The 18,602-nt window shown below is 61.7% G+C and carries 16 protein-coding genes; 10 read left to right on the top strand and 6 right to left on the bottom strand.

The window, feature by feature from the left end:
* Nucleotides 1–5: 5 nt before the first annotated feature.
* Genes KW403_RS16780 through KW403_RS16770 form a run of 3 tightly spaced genes read right to left on the bottom strand, consistent with a single transcriptional unit; the run spans nt 6 to nt 4,463 of the window.
* Entirely contained in the window at nt 6–893 is an 888-nt protein-coding gene (locus KW403_RS16780) for a DMT family transporter (protein WP_223020558.1), read from the bottom strand.
* Complete coding sequence (locus KW403_RS16775) at nt 890–3,244, bottom strand: PIG-L family deacetylase (protein WP_223020557.1); 2,355 nt, start codon at nt 3,242–3,244, stop codon at nt 890–892. The genes KW403_RS16780 and KW403_RS16775 overlap by 4 nt, the downstream gene beginning before the upstream one ends.
* 19 nt (nt 3,245–3,263) lie before the next feature.
* Nucleotides 3,264–4,463: an ROK family transcriptional regulator gene (locus tag KW403_RS16770; RefSeq protein WP_223020556.1), complete on the bottom strand. Its 1,200-nt coding sequence runs from the start codon at nt 4,461–4,463 to the stop codon at nt 3,264–3,266.
* A gap of 148 nt (nt 4,464–4,611) precedes the next feature.
* Here KW403_RS16770 and KW403_RS16765 point away from each other — a divergent pair, with 148 nt between their 5' ends.
* Genes KW403_RS16765 through KW403_RS16740 form a run of 6 tightly spaced genes read left to right on the top strand, consistent with a single transcriptional unit; the run spans nt 4,612 to nt 11,162 of the window.
* Nucleotides 4,612–5,877: a sugar ABC transporter substrate-binding protein gene (locus KW403_RS16765; protein WP_223020555.1), complete on the top strand. Its 1,266-nt coding sequence runs from the start codon at nt 4,612–4,614 to the stop codon at nt 5,875–5,877.
* Nucleotides 5,878–5,931: 54 nt separating this feature from the next.
* A complete protein-coding gene (locus tag KW403_RS16760) occupies nt 5,932–6,825 on the top strand; it encodes a carbohydrate ABC transporter permease (RefSeq protein ID WP_223020554.1) in 894 nt (297 codons plus the stop codon).
* A 1-nt stretch (nt 6,826) separates the two neighbouring features.
* Nucleotides 6,827–7,708 (top strand): carbohydrate ABC transporter permease, encoded by an 882-nt coding sequence (locus tag KW403_RS16755; RefSeq protein ID WP_223020553.1) that lies wholly within the window; start codon nt 6,827–6,829, stop codon nt 7,706–7,708.
* A 7-nt stretch (nt 7,709–7,715) separates the two neighbouring features.
* Complete coding sequence (argH, locus tag KW403_RS16750) at nt 7,716–9,203, top strand: argininosuccinate lyase (protein ID WP_223020552.1); 1,488 nt, start codon at nt 7,716–7,718, stop codon at nt 9,201–9,203.
* Between the two features lie 4 nt (nt 9,204–9,207).
* On the top strand, nt 9,208–10,266 hold the full coding sequence (locus KW403_RS16745) for an ABC transporter ATP-binding protein (RefSeq protein WP_223020551.1): 1,059 nt from the start codon (nt 9,208–9,210) through the stop codon (nt 10,264–10,266).
* Nucleotides 10,266–11,162 carry a carbohydrate kinase family protein gene (locus tag KW403_RS16740; protein ID WP_246637824.1) on the top strand — a complete coding sequence of 299 codons (897 nt, stop codon included), beginning with the start codon at nt 10,266–10,268 and terminating at the stop codon, nt 11,160–11,162. The genes KW403_RS16745 and KW403_RS16740 overlap by 1 nt, the downstream gene beginning before the upstream one ends.
* On the opposite strand, the gene KW403_RS16735 is transcribed toward KW403_RS16740, so the two are convergent.
* Genes KW403_RS16735 through doeA form a run of 3 tightly spaced genes read right to left on the bottom strand, consistent with a single transcriptional unit; the run spans nt 11,159 to nt 14,222 of the window.
* Complete coding sequence (locus KW403_RS16735; protein WP_223020549.1) at nt 11,159–11,851, bottom strand: GntR family transcriptional regulator; 693 nt, start codon at nt 11,849–11,851, stop codon at nt 11,159–11,161. The genes KW403_RS16740 and KW403_RS16735 overlap by 4 nt on opposite strands.
* Nucleotides 11,852–11,870: 19 nt before the next feature.
* Nucleotides 11,871–13,034, bottom strand: coding sequence for an acetylornithine deacetylase (argE, locus tag KW403_RS16730; RefSeq protein WP_223020548.1), 1,164 nt, complete (start codon nt 13,032–13,034; stop codon nt 11,871–11,873).
* Between the two features lie 3 nt (nt 13,035–13,037).
* Nucleotides 13,038–14,222, bottom strand: coding sequence for an ectoine hydrolase DoeA (doeA, locus tag KW403_RS16725; protein WP_223020547.1), 1,185 nt, complete (start codon nt 14,220–14,222; stop codon nt 13,038–13,040).
* A 222-nt stretch (nt 14,223–14,444) separates the two neighbouring features.
* Between doeA and eutB the strand changes: the two genes are divergently transcribed.
* The 4 genes from eutB to KW403_RS16705 all read left to right on the top strand — a co-directional run bounded on the left by eutB (nt 14,445) and on the right by KW403_RS16705 (nt 18,564).
* The gene (gene eutB / locus KW403_RS16720; RefSeq protein WP_223020546.1) at nt 14,445–15,467 is read left to right on the top strand and encodes a hydroxyectoine utilization dehydratase EutB; all 1,023 of its coding nucleotides are present in this window, start codon (nt 14,445–14,447) and stop codon (nt 15,465–15,467) included.
* On the top strand, nt 15,457–16,449 hold the full coding sequence (locus tag KW403_RS16715; RefSeq protein ID WP_223020545.1) for a cyclodeaminase: 993 nt from the start codon (nt 15,457–15,459) through the stop codon (nt 16,447–16,449). Before eutB ends, KW403_RS16715 begins: the two co-directional genes overlap by 11 nt.
* A gap of 2 nt (nt 16,450–16,451) precedes the next feature.
* A complete protein-coding gene (locus KW403_RS16710; RefSeq protein ID WP_223020544.1) occupies nt 16,452–16,952 on the top strand; it encodes an Lrp/AsnC family transcriptional regulator in 501 nt (166 codons plus the stop codon).
* A gap of 127 nt (nt 16,953–17,079) precedes the next feature.
* Nucleotides 17,080–18,564, top strand: coding sequence for an NAD-dependent succinate-semialdehyde dehydrogenase (locus tag KW403_RS16705; RefSeq protein WP_223020543.1), 1,485 nt, complete (start codon nt 17,080–17,082; stop codon nt 18,562–18,564).
* Nucleotides 18,565–18,602: the final 38 nt, after the last annotated feature.

The raw sequence follows: 18,602 nt of genomic DNA, 5'->3' as shown, positions 1-18,602 counted from the left end.
TCCAATCAGTTCCCCGAGGCGGCGTGGCTCCTCAGCCGCGCCGTTCTCAATGTGAGAAACCCGGTGGCAAACACGATGATAAGGGCACCGATCACCGTGTTGAAACTGGGAATTTCACCAAAGAAGACATAGCCGACAAGCCCGGACAGGATGAGGCTCGAATAGCCGAGCGGCCCCAGAAACCCGGCATCGCCCAGCCAGTGGGCGCGCAGAAAGCAGAATTGCGCGGCCTGCGAAAACACGCCCACCGCCAGAAGAAACGGCCAATGCCCCGCCGCGATCGGCTGCCAGCCAGAGAGCGCCGGCCAGGCGGTGATGAGCGCCAGCCCACCGGTATAAAACAGCATCATGACGACCGGCGGTGTGCCCTTGAGCTGCCGCGTGACGATGATGGCCCCGGTGCCCGCCAAAACGGCAGCAAGCGCCGCCAGAAGCGCCGGCGTCCATGGGACATTGCCCGGACTTGCGGCGATGAACGCACCCACGAGCCCCAGCCCCGCCGCCAACCAGCGCGAGCCGGAAACCGCCTCACGCAGGATCAGGGCCGAGAGCGCCACCAGAACAACGGGCCGCGTGAAATTCATCGTCATGTAGAGCGCCAACGGCAGATGCGCGACAGCGTAAAACCCGCCTGTAAGAGCCACCGCCGACAGGAAAACCCGAAGGATATGCAACGGCACACGGTCGATTGACCACAGAACATGCCGCTGGCGCGCGAGCCATGGCAAAATCAGGCAGAACCCGACCAGCGCGCGCAGAAAGACGAGTTGCCACGGCGGATAGCCGGCACCCAGCGCCTTGACGATGGATATGGCCCAGATGTTGAGGCCCATATCCGCCAGAAGCCACGCGCCGGCGCGCAGATTGTCCTTTGCCGTAGCGCCTGCGCTCACGGCCTTGCCACAAGGTTCGCCATCAGGCGGAACGCGCCCGTCACCAGCTTCTCCATCTGGTGGTGCAGGATGAGCGCCACATGCGTGTGCCGCCCCTTTCCGATGCGAGCCGAAAGGAGCGAGCCCTCATGCGCTGCCTCGTCGGGATCGGCCATGGTCAGGAGCGGCTCATAGGCCTCGTCCCAACTCTTGGCGAAATAAAGCCCGCGCTCCTTGTGCCAGTTCTTCCAGTCCTCTTGCGTGATGCGGTTTGGCGTGTTGAGCAGTGGATGATCGGGCAACAGATGGGTGACCCCTGCATTCTCGTCCGTCACCCTCCAGCGCAGCGATGGCTTGCCGATTTCCAGCCGGCGCGGCGGCACGGTTTCCGGATCCCAGTCATCCCATGGGCGGTGATAGAGCGTGACGAGATTGCCGCCATTCTCCACCCAGCGATGCACCAGCGGCATGGCATTTTTGAGCGCCGGTCGCGCACGCATCGCAAAGATGCCCACCACGACCGTCTCGATGTCTTTCAGTCCTTCTTCCGTAAGGTCGCTGTCGGCCAATTCGATTGCATTGAGCCCGAGAGCCCTGAGCCAGTATCCCACGCGATCATTGCCGCCACCGACATAGCCCACCCGCACATCCGGCAGCGCTACATCCAGAACCCGCACCGACAATTGTGCAGGAAACGCCCGCGCGCGTGCGCCGGTATGCGGATAGCCCATCCGTTTGACGGTTTCGGCAGGCATCCCGTCGATCTTTAGGGGAAGATCATAAAGACCTGCCGCAACATCCTGCGGCGCCTCCGCAAGAAAACCGCCTGTGGCGGGTGTCGCGCTCCAGCCGGGCGGCAAGTCCAGCCCCGTTTTTCCCGACTGAGGAAAAAGCTCGGAAACACGCAGATCGATCTGGCGCATTTCCGAAGCGACATTGATCAGAGCACGGTCGGGAGAAAGTGTTGCCGACCTTGCAGGAAGCACGACCGGTTCCCGCTCCAGCGGCAAAAGCGTTTCTGATGAAACTCCACCAACAGTCACACCGACACGAATGGCCGGCAGGCGTGCCATACCGGGCCGATATGTGGCCGGATAACAGTCCGTGCCTTCGGCATCCACCGGCACCTGCACAAAGCCATCTGCATAGTGCCAGCCTTCCGGTAGAACCGGCGATACATCTGCAACGGGCCCCGAGCTTTCAATCGTCAGCCCGACACTGTCGCCGGGCCGGAGAACATCGTGTTCAAGCCAAGCGCGCACCTCCACGCCGCTGGCAATCCGCATGACGTGGGAAAGTTGTAATTCCTTCGCAGCGAGGCGGTGCTGCACCTCTTCACGGGCTTTGGCAGGGCAGGCATCGCGGACAGCACGCACCGCCTTGAGTGCGAGCGCAGCCTGCTGCGCGATCGCACCCAGATCCGGAAATGCGGCCAATGCAGCCTCGCAAGCCCTCTGCGCCGCTTGCAGATCGGCGGCGATCTCAGGCGCACCCGCAAAGGAAGCCAGATCAGCCAACGTTGCAGGCAGCCCGTCCGTGATCTGCTTGTCCGGCCCATCCCCCTCGGACCGCACCAGATGCAGCGGCCAGTCGCGCTCTTCGCCGTGTGGCACCCAGCGGCCCATGCCCTGCGTCAGATGGAAGGCGCGCGACTGCTCACCGATCTGCGCCCAGCTCCAGCCCGTTACCGGGTCCAGCCCTGTACCCTTTACTGTCAGTGTGGCGCTGGGCGGCGGCAGATCGTCATCATAGTTGTCCCCCGCACCCGACCAGGCCGGAAGATAAAGCTTCTTCACCTGCCACACCGGTAGATCCACATCCGGAAATGCCGGGTCGGCGGCGGCGCTCATCACGTCATGGGCGAGCTCGGTCATCGCCCGGTGATGGCCATGTTGCCCCGGCACATCCAGGAATGTGGGGCAGATGATGTCCGGTCGCTCGGTGCGTATGATCTCGACAAAGCGTTTGAGCGTGCGTTCGCGTCCCCATTTTTCAATTGTTTCGGTGCCGCGTTTCGAGAACCCGAAATCGAAGATCGTGTCGTCGGGCGTTTCCGATAGCCAATAGAGTTTGAGATTGAGCACATCGGCTGCGCGCTCCATTTCCGCCGTGCGGACCACCCCCAGATCATGAGTGACTTCGGAGCCTATGGCGTTCTGCCCGCCCTCGCCGCGATTGGCACAGGCGAAGGAGACCGATATTCCATCGCGCAAGGCGAGAGCGGCCAGCATTTCCGAGGTTTCGTCGTCAGGGTGCGCGCCCGTGTTCATGAAGGAGACGCAGGATTTCAGCGGCGCAAGAGCCTGCCACAGTCTGACAATGCGCGGATTGCGCACTTGTGCGGCGATGCGCTCCTGATCGGAAACGGGCATTTCTGAACCTCTCGAAATATCAGGTTTTCGCGGCAATGCGCGGTGTGATCGTGTCGTGAATGACGAGTGCTGCTCCGCCGAGCGCGGCGGTGAGGCGCCCGCAGGCACCGCGCTGAACGCGCGGCGTGGTCCGCCGGTCGCTGGCGGCAACGGAACCGGCTGGCAGGCAGAGCGCGGAAATCAGATGGTCGAGCACCGCGTCGGGCATGGCGCCGCCCAAAATTACGGTTTCGGGATCGAACAGGTTTTCGATCAGTCCGATTGCCTGTGAAAGCGGTCCGGCCGCCTCGTCGATCCACGCCATCAGATGCGGATCGCCTGCCTCGTAAAGCCGCTCGATATCCGACACGCTGGCAATGGCGATGCCGGCCTTTGCAAGCTGCTCCCGCGCGGCGATCCGGCTGGCATAGGTTTCAAGGCAGCCATGGTTCCCGCAGGCACAAAGCCGCCCGCCGGGCCGGACAATGACATGGCCGATTTCACCCGCATTGCCGAAGGCACCACGCTGGACCTCGCCCTCGGCGACCACGCCCAGACCCAGCCCGGCTCCAAAATAGAGAAAGCAGAAGGTGCGAAGCCCCGTTGCGACGCCGCGCACGCGCTCGGCCACGGCAGCAGCCGTCGCGTCGTTTTCAACGACCACGGGCATATCGAGCGCTTCCTCGAACACGGCAACGGGATCGCTTTCCTCCCAGCCATGAAGTGCCGATTGACCCGCGCCTGAAATCCCAACCTTGCCGAAGGGACCAGGCATCACGACGCCGGCCCCAAGAATCCTCTGGGCCTTGCCGCAACGCCCCTCAAGCGCGCTGGTATGAATGCGCCTGGCCACCGAAACGACTGTGGACGGTGCATTGTCCGACAATGCCTCGCGCGTGGTGAACAGCGTCTCGCCTTCGAGGTTCACCAGTGCGCCAAACATTGCGTCCGGCCTGACCTCGATGCCGAGTGCCACCGCGCCGTCCGCATTGAGCCGGTATTTCAGAACAGGCAACCCCCGTCCCTCCGACTGCCGGCCGGCTTCGATCAGAAGCCTGTCTTTCTCCAGTTCGGCAATGATGTTGCTCACGGCCTGTGTCGACAGACCCGATATGCGCGCAATCTCCGCACGCCCGATGGGCTGCCGCTCACGCACGTGGCCCAACACCACCTGACGGTTGTGAAGCCGGGTGCGTTCAGCGTTCGATCCGACAATGCGCCGTGGATTGTTGATCTTCATATGCGCTTATTAATTCAACTAACTTGAATGTTCAACTTGATTGAGTTAATCGTCGGTGGATGGACATGCCGCCTCGTTGAGACGGGTGATCAGAGGGTGACAGGCTGGCTGGCTACATTCCGGGCAGCAATCAAAGGGAGCAAGCAGAATGAAACGCAACAGACTACGCACTTTCATGCTGGGTGCCGCCACGGCAGCCATGACCATGGCGGCTGGCACGGGTGGCGCATCAGCGGTCGAAATCGAGTACTGGCAGTATTTCTTCGAAGCCCGCGTCGATGCGATGGACAAGCTGATCGAGAATTTCGAAGCGGCCAATCCCGACATCACCGTCAAGATGACGCATTTCCCCTATGACAGCTATCGCACCAAGGTCGCCGCGGCCATTCCCGCCGGTCAGGGTCCCGATGTCGTCCAGCTCTTCTATGGCTGGCTCAACGATTATGTGGAAGCCGAGCTCATCCAGCCGCTGCCCGCCGACACCTTCCCGCCGGAAAAGATCGAGGAAGAGTTCTTCCCCATGGTGAAGGCGATGCGGATGGGCGACAGCTACTGGGCCCTTCCCACCGCCGTGCGCTCGCTGGCGCTGTTCTACAATGAGCGCATGTTCGAGGAAGCCGGCATCGAGAACCCGCCGGCCAATCTTGACGAGCTTGTCGAATCCGCCAAGAAACTTACCAAGAAAGATGGTGCCGGCAATCTGACCGCCGTCGGCCTGACCACCGGCATGACCGCGCAGGATCACCACTGGATCCGCGAAGTGCTCATCCGCCAGTTTGGCGGCGAGCCCTATCTGGATGACTACAAGACGGTCAACTACAACAATGAGGCCGGGCTGAAAGCCTTTGGTTTTTATAATGATTTGCAGGCCAAGCATGGCGTGACCAAGGCCGCCTTCATGGACGAGCCGCAGGCCGCCTTCAAGGCCGGTCGCGCCGGCATGCACATTGACGGCTCCTTCCGCATCGGCGCGCTGGAAAGCGTGCGCGGCCTCAAATGGGGTGTGGCCGAGCTTCCCGCCGGCCCTGACGGCACCAAATCGAACTATTCCTCCTACTGGGTGAACGCGATCACCTCCAAGGCAGAAGGCGAGAAATTCGACGCTGCCGTCAAGTTCATGGAGTATCTCACCTCCGACGAGGCCATGCAGATCTGGCTTGAGACCGTTGGCGAACTGCCAGCCAAACCGTCAGCGGCCATGACCGATGAAAACGTCAATCACCCGGTCTACGGCCCCTTCATCAAGGGTCTGGAATACGCAAAGACCACCGTCTTCGCCAATGAAAGCGCCCAGCGTCAGGCCATGGTGGACATGATGCAGCGCATCGAGCTGCAGGGTCAGGCGCTTGAAGAAAGCGTGTCGCAGGCCGCCGAGGAAGAGCAGAAAGTCCTCGACGAATACTACAAGAAATAAGCCCTTTGGGGCGTCCGGCTTGCCGGGCGCCCAACGAAATTTCGGGAAGGGGCCATGCGCTTTTACAACAATCTCACCATCTCGCAGAAGCAGATCGTCTGGGCCTGGATTTTCCTCGCCCTGCCGGTTCTCTTCTACGTCGTCATCCGGTTTTATCCGACAGCCAATGCCTTCGTTCTGTCCTTTCAGGAATGGAACCTGCTCGGCGATCGGAAATATGTGGGCCTTGAAAACTACGCAAAGCTGTTCAGCGATCCGGTCTTCTGGAAAGTGTTCAAGAACACTTTCCTGTATCTGATCCTGGGCACGCCGGTCAGCCTCGTCCTGTCCTTCATCATCGCCTATCACCTCGACAAGGTGCGCTTCATGCACGGCACCATCCGTGCGCTCTATTTCCTGCCCTTCATGACAAGTGCGGTGGCCATGGCCTGGGTGTGGCGCTGGTTCTACCAGCCGGTCCCCATCGGCGTGTTCAACAATTTTCTGGCAAGTTTCGGCATCGGCCAGATCGAGTTTCTAAGCTCGACAACCAATGCCCTGCCCTCGGTTCTGGCCTGCGCCGTCTGGGCTGGCCTCGGCTTTCAGGTCATCATCTTCATGGCCGGCCTGCGCGCCATTCCGCAAAGCTATTACGAGGCCGCGCGCATCGATGGCGTGTCCACATGGACGGTACTGAGCGAGATCACCATCCCGCTTCTGAAGCCGACAATCGTGTTTCTCGTGGTCTTTTCCTCGATCGGTTTCCTGCGGATCTTCGATCAGGTCTTCAACATGACCACCAACAATCCCGGCGGTCCGCTGAACTCCACCAAGCCGCTGGTGCTTTTGATCTACGACACCGCCTTCAACGGCTTCAATATGGGCTATGCGGCAGCGCAGACCGTCGTGCTCTTCACCATTCTGCTGGTCGTCAGCCTGATCCAGCTTCGACTTTTGAAGGATAGCTGACATGGCCAGTCAGGACATCGCCGTAAAGCCTTTCACCGACGCGCTTTTCTCCGGATCCTCGCGCAATTCCAGGCGCAATATGGGCCAGTTCATTCGCTGGGCGCTCCTGTTCGGTGGCGGCATTCTCATGATCATGCCCATCGTGTTCATGGTCTCCACCTCGTTGAAATTCCCCTTCGAGGTCTACAATCTGAACCTGATCCCCGAAGAGCCGACGATCGAGAACTACACCTATGTGCTCGAAGACGGACGCTTCTACCGCTGGTTCGTCAACTCGCTGGTGATCTCCATTATCACCACCGCATCCGCCGTCTTCTTCGACGCGCTGGTGGGCTATGCGCTGTGCAAGTTCAAGTTTCCCGGCCGCTATCTGGTCTTCATCGCCATCCTGTCGACGCTGATGATCCCGACCGAAATGCTCGTCATACCGTGGTATCTCATGAGCAAGAGCTTTGGCTGGCTCGACACCTATTGGGGCATCATGTTCCCGGGTGTCATGACCGCCTTCGGCACTTTCCTCATGAAACAGTTTTTCGAGACCGTTCCCGACGATTTCCTCGAGGCCGCGCGCATTGACGGGCTGAACGAGTTCCAGATCTGGTGGCAGGTGGCCATGCCGCTCGTGCGCCCGGCCCTTGCCGCCCTTGCGATCTTCGTCTTCCTCGGGAACTGGACCGCCTTCATATGGCCGTTGATCGTCACCAATTCGGTGGAGATGTACACGTTGCCAGTCGGGCTTTCGAGCTTCGGCGACGAGGTGGATGTGGCCTGGGAACTGATCATGACAGGTGCGGCCATCTCCACGCTGCCGACACTGGTCGTCTTCCTCATCTTCCAGCGCTTCATTATTCGCGGCGTTGTCATGGCCGGCCTCAAGGGATAAGCGCACGATGAGCTTCAACGAAAAATTCCCTCACCCCGTCTACAAGGACACGGTGCTGGCACCGCTCTTTGAAGGCGTGAAGGCCAATTATGTCGGCGCGTTCCGCGCCATCAACCGGGCGCATCTGGTGATGCTGACGGAGACCGGCATCCTTTCCCACGACGATGCCGCCCGCATCGCCGCAGCCCTCGCCGACATTGACGAAACGGTCGATGTCGATGCCCTCACCTATACCGGCGAGGTGGAAGACTATTTCTTCCTCGTCGAGGCGGAGCTCAAAACGCGGCTTGGTCCAGACCTCGCCGGCATGTTGCACACGGCCCGTTCGCGCAATGACATGGACCACACGGTTTTCAAGCTGACCTTGAAGCACCATGCCGACACGCTGATCGGCAAGGCGCATGCGTTGGCCTCCGCCCTGATCGCCAAGGCTGAAGCCGAGCGCGACACGCTGATCGTTGCCTATACGCACGGTCAGCCGGCCCAGCCCTCGACCTTCGGCCACTACCTGTCGGCCGCCGTCGAGGTGCTTCTGCGCGACATCGAGCGCCTTCAGGCGGCCCGCGCCAATATCGACCATTGCCCGATGGGCGCTGCCGCCATCACCACCAGCGGCTTTCCCATCGACCGCGCCCGCATGGCCGATCTTTTGGGCTTTTCCGAGCCGCTGCGCAATTCCTATGGCTGCATCGCCTCGGTCGACTATGTCACCGGCCTTTATAGCGCGATCAAGCTAACCTTCCTCCATCTCGGGCGCCTCATTCAGGACATGCAGTTCTGGTCGGCCTTCGAGGTGGGACAGCTTCATGTGCCCGGCAGCCTCGTGCAGATTTCGTCCATCATGCCGCAAAAGCGCAATCCGGTGCCCATCGAGCATCTGCGCCATCTCGCGTCGATGACCTGCGGGCGCGCCGATGCGGTCATCAACACGATGCACAACACGCCCTTCACCGACATGAATGACAGCGAGGGCGAGGTTCAAGTGGCTGGCTATTCAGCCTTCCAGAGCGGCGCGCGCGTGCTCGACCTTCTGGCAGCCCTGATCAGCGCCGTTTCCATCAATAGTGACCGCGTGGCCAGAAACATCGACGCCGCCTGCATCACCGTGACGGAACTCGCCGATACGCTGGTGCGCCGCGAAAACCTGTCCTTCCGGCAGGCGCATGAGATCGCCGCCGCCACGGCCCGCGCCGTCATCGCCGATGGCAAACCCCTCGGAAAAGGGTTCCAGGCTTTCTCCAAGGCCTTCAATGAGCTTTCTGGCCGCGACAGCACACTCGACCCTGCAGCCTATGGCGAAGCCGTCAGCGCGCGCCATTTCGTTGCGGTGCGCGAGCGTTTCGGAGGCCCCGCACCCAAACCCATGAACGAGGCGCTTCAATCCTATCGCGCGACCCTCACCCGCCTTTCAGAACAACAGGCAGCGGACCTTGCCCGCGCCGAAAAAGCCGGAGCCGCGCTTGATGCCGCCTTCGGCGCTCTCTTGCAGGAGTAGACCCTTGGCCACCTTGTCCCTTCGCAATCTCGTCAAATCTTACGGCAAGGTCGAGGTGCTTCACGGCATCGATCTCGACGTGGCCGATGGTGAATTCGTCGTCTTCGTCGGCCCGTCTGGCTGCGGAAAGTCCACGACCCTGCGCATGATCGCCGGCCTTGAGGAAATCAGCGGCGGCGAAATCCACATCGGCGAGCGCCTCGTCAACAATCTGGAGCCCAAGGAGCGCGACATCGCCATGGTGTTCCAGAACTACGCCATCTATCCGCACATGTCGGTGCGCAAGAACATTGGCTTCGGCCTGCGCACGTCCAAGCTTTCGAAGGAGGCCAAAGACAGGCGCATCGATGAGGTAGCCGCCATTCTTGGCATGACCGACCTCTTGGAGCGCCGCCCCAACCAGCTGTCGGGCGGGCAGCGCCAGCGCGTCGCCATCGGCCGCGCCATGGTGCGCGATCCGGCCGTCTTCCTGTTTGACGAGCCGCTCTCCAATCTCGATGCCCAACTGCGCACGCAGATGCGGCTTGAAATCAAGAAGCTGCACCAACGCGTTGGAAACACGATCATTTTCGTGACTCACGACCAGGTGGAAGCCATGACCATGGCCGACCGGATCGTGATCATGAAGGATGGCTACATCCAGCAGGTCGGCACGCCGCTCGAGGTCTATCACAAGCCGGCAAACACCTTCGTCGCCCAGTTCATCGGCGCACCATCCATGAACATGCTGCCGGGCAATTGGGCCGGAAAGGGCGTGAAACTCGGCGATGGGCTTGGCATCGATCTGCCCGAACGCAACGCCTCGGAAGGGGCCGACGTGATCCTCGGCATCCGGCCAGACGATCTCGTTGTCACCGGCGGTAAGGGGCTGTTCTCGGGAACGGTCAACATTGTCGAGCCGCTCGGTGCCGACACGCTCGTCTATGTCGGTGTCAATGGTCATGAGGTGATTGCAAAGGCATCGGGCCGCAAACCGCCAAAGGCTGGCGAAACGGTCAAGCTCACGGCAAAGGCCGGCGAAATGCATCTGTTTGACGCGAAATCCGGGGAGGCTCTTCCGTGATGCGGGCCGGACGGTCGGGCCGCGTCCTGAGCGTGGGACGCCTTTATTGCGATCTCATCTTCACGGAACTGCCGAAGATGCCGACACTTGGCGAAGAGGTCTTCGCCGGTGGTCTGTCGATCAAGCCGGGCGGCGGCGCGTTCATCACGGCTGCGTATGTCGCAGCCCTCGGTCGTCCGGTCTCGCTGGCTTCCGCACTCCCCTCCGGACCGTTCGCCGCCGCATTGATGAAAGAGCTTGAGGCAAGCGGCGTCGATCTTTCGGCCTCGCAGCCCATGCCCGACACGCTCGATCCGCAGATCACCGTTGCCATGACTTCGGGCACCGAACGCGCCTTCCTCACCCGGCGCGCCGGTCCCGCCGTGCCGGAAACATTTGCGCAAGCCATCGCCAGCGGTGACTTCGCCCATCTCCATATCGGCGAGCTCGCCACGCTGGTGGAAGCCCCTTTCCTGATCGAACAGGCACGCGGTGCGGGGCTTTCCATCTCGCTCGACTGTTCCTGGGACGATGCGGTTCTTGCCCGCGACGATCTCGCCGCGCTGATCGGAGCCGTGGACATATTCCTGCCGAATGAAACCGAAGCGCAGCGGCTTGCCATTTCCCCCGGCAAGAAACCGCCCGCACCGCTTACAATCGTCAAGCGCGGGCCGGAAGGCTCCATTGCAATCACCGCCGAAACCACCGTCTCTATGCCGACACAGCCCGTCAATGTAATCGATTCCACGGGAGCCGGAGACGCGTTCAATGCCGGTTTTATCGATGCCTGGCTTTCCGGCAAGTCGCTCGAACAATGCCTTGCAGCTGGCAATCGCTGCGGGGCGGAAGCCGTCATGCGGGTTGGCGGCGCGACCGACCTGCCCGATCTGAGCGCGCTGGCAAAGGAGGCCTCCTAAACCGGGTCAGCCTCCGCCTCTTCTCCCGCCCTGGCCTTCAGCCGGGCAAAACTCATGGCGACATGGGCGCGGCGGATTTGCCCGACGCTTTCCAGCGCCCCGCAGGCCACGGCTGCGGCAATGTCGGAAACCTCGCGCAGGAAAAATCCGATCTCGCTGGCAAGCGTTTCTTCCGTGCCGTCCTCGCCGGCCGCACGTTTCAGCCAGATCCGCGTGGTCTGATAATAGAGCCGCTCGGAAAACTCCTGCAGCGGCTCGTTTTCCGTCAGCGTCATCAAAAGATGGAAAAAATCCATGTTGAGCTGCGCGAAGGCGCGCTGGCTTGGGGTTCCGACCAAAGCCTCGCAGCGCGTCTTCATGGCAGCGAAGGCGCGTTTGGCGTCTTCATCAGGTGGCACTGGCGAGAGCTTGCCGAGCAATTCGGAAAGCTCTACCCGCAGCCGGTAGACCTGTTCCAGCGAGGCTATGTCGATATCCGTGACGATGGTGCCCACGCCGTGAACAGAGCGCAGATAGCCTTCGTCTTCAAGCCGCGCCAGAACCCGGCGGATCGGTGTACGGCTGGTGTCGAATTCCTCGGCGAGGTCCTCTTCGCGCAACCGCATGCCCGGCGGATAGTCGAGCAGACAGATGCGTTCGCGCAAAAGCGTGTAGATCCGCTCAAACCTCGCGCGTGCGTCGCCTGTCATCGCTCTGGCTCCATCGCCGTCAGCTCACCTTCCTGCACAGCCGTTCAAGCATGCCAAGGCATTCATCGAGCTGTTCCAGCGAGACGAACTCATCTGCCTTGTGCGCCTGTTCGATGGAGCCCGGCCCACAGATGACGGAGGAAATCCCGGCTTTCTGGAAGAGCCCCGCTTCCGTGCCGAACGCCACCACTTCCGCCTCGGTGAGGCCGGTCAGCTCCGACACGATCTGGCGTGCCTCCGATTCACTCACCGGCTCCAGTCCGTCCACCTCGCCGATCACATGGGTCACGATGTCGGCACCCTCGAACACCGCCTGCATGGCCGGTTTCAGCTCGGCTTCCACAAAAGCGCGGATGCTGTCTTTCACGAAATCCGCATCCTCATTGCGCACCGGACGCATTTCCCATTCCACGGAACAGTGGTCGGCGATCACGTTGCGCGCCGCACCACCGGCAATCGTGCCCACCTGCAGTGTCGTCCAGGGCGGATCGAACCGGTTGCCCTTGTGCGCGCGCGTCTTCAGCTCCTCGGCCAGCGCCATGAGCCGCGAAATATAGCGCACCGCATATTCAACCGCATTGACGCCGCGTTCAGGCGAAGAGGCATGGCCGGCGAGCCCGCGAAACTCGGTCGTGTATTCAAAGCAGCCCTTGTGCCCTTCGATGATGCGCATCATGGTCGGCTCGCCTATGATGGCGACGGAGGGCCGGATTTCGGCTCTCTCCAGCTCTTCCACCAGCGCGCGCGCGCCAAAACACCCCACCTCCTCATCATAGGTGAAGGCGAAATGGAGCGGTCGCTTGAGATCCAGTTCGGCAAAATGCGGCGCCATGGCAAGCGTACAGGCGATGAAGCCCTTCATGTCGCATGTGCCACGTCCAAAGAGCTTTCCATCGGCCTCACGCACGGCGAACGGATCGCTCGCCCAGTCCTGCCCTTCCACCGGCACCACATCGGAATGGCCCGAAAGCACGATGCCGCCATCCCCCTCCGGCCCAAGCGTGGCGAACAGGTTTGCCTTGTGTCCGGTGTCGTCGAGCGTCATTGAAAGCCTTGCACCGAGCGCGCTCAAAAGCTCGCTGGCATAGGCGATCATTTCCAGATTGCTGTCTGCCGAAATGGTGGGAAACCCCACCAGATCGGACAGGATGCGCGTCGTGTGTTCCAGCGTTTCGGATCGCATCGATCAGGTCTTCACGATCAGTTCGCGCGGGCGGCGGCAGAGCGCCTCGGCCGGGCCATCTTCCGTGATCAGGATGCTTTCAGTGATTTCCAGCCCCCAGTCGGCCATCCACAGGCCCGGCATGAAATGGAACGTCATGCCCGCTTCCAGAATTGTCTCGTCCTCGCGGCGCAGCGAGATTGTGCGCTCGCCCCAGTCGGGCGGGTAGGAAATGCCAATCGGATAACCGCAGCGCCCGTCCCGCGTGATACCGGCCCGCTCCAGCGCGCCATAGAGCGCATCGGCGATCTGGCCTGCGCGATTGCCCGGACGTGCGATCTCAAGCCCCGCCTCAATGCCTTCCACCAGCGCCTTTTCCGCATCCAGCATGTGCTGCGGCGGCGTGCCGAGAAACACGGTGCGGCATAGCGGAGCGTGATAGCGGCGATAGCAGCCGGCGATCTCGAAGAAGGTCGCGTGCCCCTGCTCGAAGCGGCGCCCATCCCAGGTCAGATGCGGTGCGGCGGCATCGGAGCCCGTCGGCAGTAGCGGCACGATGGCCGGATATTCGCCCCAGTCATCATCGACGCCGCGGATCGCGTCGGCATAGATCTCGGCCACCAGATCGTTTTTCTTCAGGCCCGGCTCGATGCGTTCGACAATGCCGTCGATCATCTTTTCCGAAATTCGCGCCGCACGGCGCATGAAGACGATTTCCTCTTCGGATTTCACCGCCCGCTGCCAGTTCACCAGTGCCGTCGCGTCCACAAAGGTGGCGTTGGGCAGTTCTTCCTTCAGGACCAGATAAGCCTTGGCGGAAAAATAATAGTTCTCCAGCTCCACGCCGATCCGCTTGTTGCCAAAGCCATGGGCACGCAGAATTTCGGCCAGATGCTGCATCGGATGCAGCGTGTTGGCCTGCACATAGTGGTCGGGATAGCGCAGCACCCGGTCGTCATCCATATAGACTGTGCGTACGGCGCCGTTCCCGTCCATCGACCGGCCCCACCAGATCGGATCGGCATCCTTGAAGACGATCACCCCCTGATGAACGTAGAACGACCACCCGTCATAGCCCGTCAGCCAGGCCATGTTGGATGGATCTTCCACGAACAGGACGTCAATACCCTGCGCCTCCATGGCGTTGCGGGTCTTGTCGAGACGAGCGGCATATTCCTGCGCGCTGAAGGGCATTTCGGTTGCTGGCATGGGGCCTCCAAAAAACGTAAGGCCGGATGTTTCCGCACCCGGCGAAACCGTACACCGGAAAGGTGTTCGCAACCTTGTGTACAACTAATCCATCATCACATTTTGAAGCGCTGGAATCGCACGATTACGACATTGAATGTCGTTGTTTCTAATCCAGCTCAATTGTTGTTGTGTACAAATTCAATCACTCGTACTGCCTCGCATACACTTCGGGAGTTTCTTATGAGCATCAGGGCCACACTCGCGCTGGCAGACATTCTGGCCGCTCGCCTGCGCATCAAAGGCACTGCCACGCTCGACACGCCTCTCCCGCCATCTCCTTTTCTCAGCCGGCTTACCGGTGACGATGTCCTTCTCAAGCTGGAAATCGGTCAGGCCAGCGGCGCGTTCAAGCTGCGCGGAGCCGCCAATGCTGTGCTCGCCCTGCCGGACGATGCCACCGGGGTCGCCTGCTGCTCGACCGGCAATCATGGGCGCGCCGTCGCCTATGCCGCTCGCGCCCGCGGCCTGCGCGCCGTCATCTGCATGTCTAATCTCGTGCCGGAGGCGAAAATCGCCGGCATCAGGGCGCTCGGGGCCGAGGCCCGCATCATCGGCGCGAGCCAGGATGAAGCGCAGGTCGAAAGCCGCCGCCTCGTCGATGAAGAGGGTTTTTGCGAAATCTCGCCCTTTGACGATCTGGCCGTGATCGCTGGCCAGGGCACGATCGGACTTGAACTTCTGGAACAGAGGCCGGATCTTGAGACCGTGCTTATCCCGCTTTCGGGCGGCGGGCTCGCCGGCGGCATCGCCTTCGCGCTGAAGACGATCAAACCTTCCATCCGCGTCATAGGCATAACCATGGAGCGGGGTGCAGCCATGCACGCCTCGCTCGCAGCGGGAAAACCCACCGCTGTCACCGAAGTGGCAAGCCTTGCCGATTCGCTCGGCGGCGGCATCGGGCTCGAAAACCACCATTCCTTCGAACTGTGCCGTAATCATCTCGATGATGTCGTGCTTGTCTCTGAAGAAGAGATTTATCGCGCCATGCAGGCGCATTACTTCGAAGATCGGCTGGTGTGCGAAGGGGCAAGCGCGGTCGGTGCCGCCGCCCTGATGGCCGGCAAGGTCTCCAAAAGCATCGGCCCCACCGCCACGCTCATCACCGGCCGCAATGTCGACATGCGGGTCTTCACCGACATTGTCTGTGGCCGCGACATCGCGCTCGGCGACACGATCATCAAGGGAGCGCCCCATGCCGCATGATATTCTTGTCTTGACCGAAACCGATCTGCGCAAGGCCGTTCGGCTCGACCTCGAAGCCATCGACGTGGTGGAAGAAGCCTTCCGCGCGCTTGCCTCGGGCTCCGTCATCATGCCGCCCATCCTCTCCATGGACATTCCGCAGGTTCATGGCGAGGTGGATGTGAAGACGGCCTATATTCCCGGCTTTGACGGGTTCGCCATCAAGGTCAGCCCCGGTTTTTTCGACAATCCGAAAATCGGCCTGCCGAGCCTCAACGGCCTGATGATCCTGTTCTCGGCAAAAACCGGGCTTGTGGAAGCGCTACTTCTCGACAACGGATTCCTGACCGATGTGCGCACGGCCGCCGCCGGCGCGGTCGCAGCCCGCCACCTGGCACCGTCGACGGTCGAGACCGCCGGCGTCATGGGAACCGGCGTTCAGGCCCGCCTGCAAATGATCGCCGCGCATCAGGTGCGCCCCTTCTCCCGCCTTCTCGTCTGGGGACGCGATGCGGATAAGGCAGAGGCCTGCGCCGCCGAACTGGCCGAGAGCCTTGGCATCGACGTGAGAGCTGAAACGGACCCGGCCCGCCTCGTCGCCGAAAGCCAGCTTGTTGTCACCACCACGCCGGCCCGAGAACCTGTTCTCAAGGCCGACTGGCTGCATCCGGGCCTCCACATCACCGCCATGGGCTCCGATCAGGAAGGCAAGAACGAGATCGAGCCAAAAGCCCTTGCCCGCGCCGATCTCTATGTCGCCGACCGCGTGAGCCAGTGCGAAAAACTCGGTGAACTGGCAGCCGCCATCCGCGCCGGCGTATGGCATGGCGGTACGCCACCCGAACTCGGAGACATCGTTTCTGGCGCCAGAACCAGCCGCACCAGCGATGACCAGATCACCATATGCGATCTCACCGGAACGGGCGCGCAGGACACGGCCATCGCCACCTTTGCGCACGCGCGGGTCTTGACAGCGGGGGCCGGGACGACGATCCAGAGCTGACCATGCTCAAGCTCGACGATCGCGATCTCAAGATTCTCGGTATCCTTCAAAGGGAAGGCCGCATCTCCAAGGCGGCGCTGGCCGAACGCGTGAACCTCACGCCTGCCCCCTGCTGGGAGCGGCTGAAACGCCTCGAAAAGGCGGGCATCATCACCGGCTACCGCGCCGAAGTGGCGCTGGCGAAGCTCGCCCCGCACATCGCCGTTTTCATGGCCGCGGAGCTTTCTGGCCACCGCGCGGAAGATTTTCAGCGATTCGAGCGCAGCGTGCAGGACATCGAAGAAATTACTGGCTGCTGGGCCGTCGGCGGCGGTTTCGACTATATCCTGCAGATCATCGCCCGCGATATCGACACCTATCAGCGGCTGGTCGACCGGCTTCTTGAGATGAATGTGGGTCTTGCGCGCTATTTCACCTACATCGTCACCAAGCCGGTGAAACAGCCGGGCGCGTTTCCGCTCGGCGTTCTGGTGAACACCGACGAGACGGCGCAGAAGGAATAGTGGGCGCAGGCCACGAAGTTCAGAAGAAACCTTGGTGCGCCCTGCCAAGATCGTCAGAAAATTTGGTGGCCCGAACGGCATAATCCCAGTCGATCCATAAACTGGAAATCCGCTTGGGAGTGAGCCGATGTCCGCTATTGCAGCTCTTCAGAAAACCGCCCTTTCCGACCTCGCCGATCCGCGTCTTTTCCGCGAATACGCCTATGCGAACGGCCACTGGATCGCCGCCCCCGGCGACCCGGTCGTGGATGTCTTCAACCCGGCCGATGGCGCGCGGCTCGGCTGCGTTCCGGCACTCACCGCAGAGCAGGTTGATGAAACCATTGAAGCGGCTCACGCAGCCTTTCCGGCATGGGCCACGCTTCTGCCGCAGGAGCGCGCGCAGATCCTCATGCGCTGGCACGATCTGATCGTCGCAGCAAAAGAGGACCTCGCCCATCTCATGGTTCTCGAACAGGGCAAGCCCCTGTCGGAGGCACGCGGTGAAATCGACTACGCCGCCTCCTTCGTCTCCTTCTACGCCGAGGAAGCCAAGCGCGTTTCGGTCGAGAGCGTCGCTTCGCACCTACCGGGCGCGGACATGCAGGTTTCGCGCGAGCCGGTGGGTGTCGCAGCGCTCGTCACGCCGTGGAACTTCCCCTCCGCCATGCTCACCCGCAAGGCGGCAGCCGCCCTTGCTGCCGGTTGCACCGTGGTCGCACACCCGTCATCCGAGACGCCCTTCTCCGCACTCGCCCTTGCAGAACTTGCCGAGCGCGCCGGCGTGCCGGCTGGCGTCTTCAACGTGCTCACCGGCAAGGCCGCCGAAGTGGTCGGTGCGATGACCGCCTCAACCCGTGTGCGCGCCGTCTCATTTACCGGCTCCACCGAGATCGGCCGCCTGCTCTACGCACAGTCCGCACCGACCGTGAAACGCCTTGTCATGGAACTTGGCGGCCATGCGCCCTTCATCGCCTATGCCGATTGCGACCTCGACCACGCGGTCGAGAGCGCCCTTTCGGCCAAGTTCGCTACGTCCGGGCAGGACTGCCTTGCCGCCAACCGCTTCTATATCGAGCGCTCCATCTATGACGCCTTCGTCGCAGCCTTTGCCCGCAAGGTCGAGGAACTGACGGTCGGGAACGGCCTCACCGATCCCGATATCGGCCCGCTCATCCATAAGCGCGCGGTCGCGAAGCAGAAAGAACAGGTCGCCGATGCGCTTGAAAAAGGTGCGCGGCTCGTAACAGGCGGAAACGTGTCGCGGCACGGCCCCACCTTTTTCCAACCCACGGTTCTGGCCGATGTGCCCGAAACGGCACTCATCTTCCGCGAAGAGACATTTGGGCCGATTGCCGCCTTCACCCCCTTCGACGACGAAGCTGACGTACTCGAAAGGGCAAACGACACCGAAACCGGCCTCGCCGCCTATCTGCACACGCGGGACCCGGACCGCATCGCCCGCCTGTCACGCGGTCTCGAATTCGGCATGGTCGCCGTGAACCGCACCAAGATCACCGGCGCGCCCATCCCCTTTGGCGGGGTCAAGCAGGCCGGCCTTGAGCGCGAGGGCTCCCGCCACGGGCTGGAAGCCTTCACCAACATCAAATATGTCTGCCGCAACATCGGTTGAGCGGCGCTGAAAGACACAAAATTCAAGACGAACAGGAG

It is taken from the genome of Nitratireductor kimnyeongensis, assembly GCF_019891395.1.
Taxonomy (GTDB): Bacteria; Pseudomonadota; Alphaproteobacteria; order Rhizobiales; family Rhizobiaceae; genus Nitratireductor; species Nitratireductor kimnyeongensis.
The sequence above is the reverse complement of the archived record's forward strand: the minus strand, read 5'-3'. Positions and strand labels throughout refer to the sequence as shown.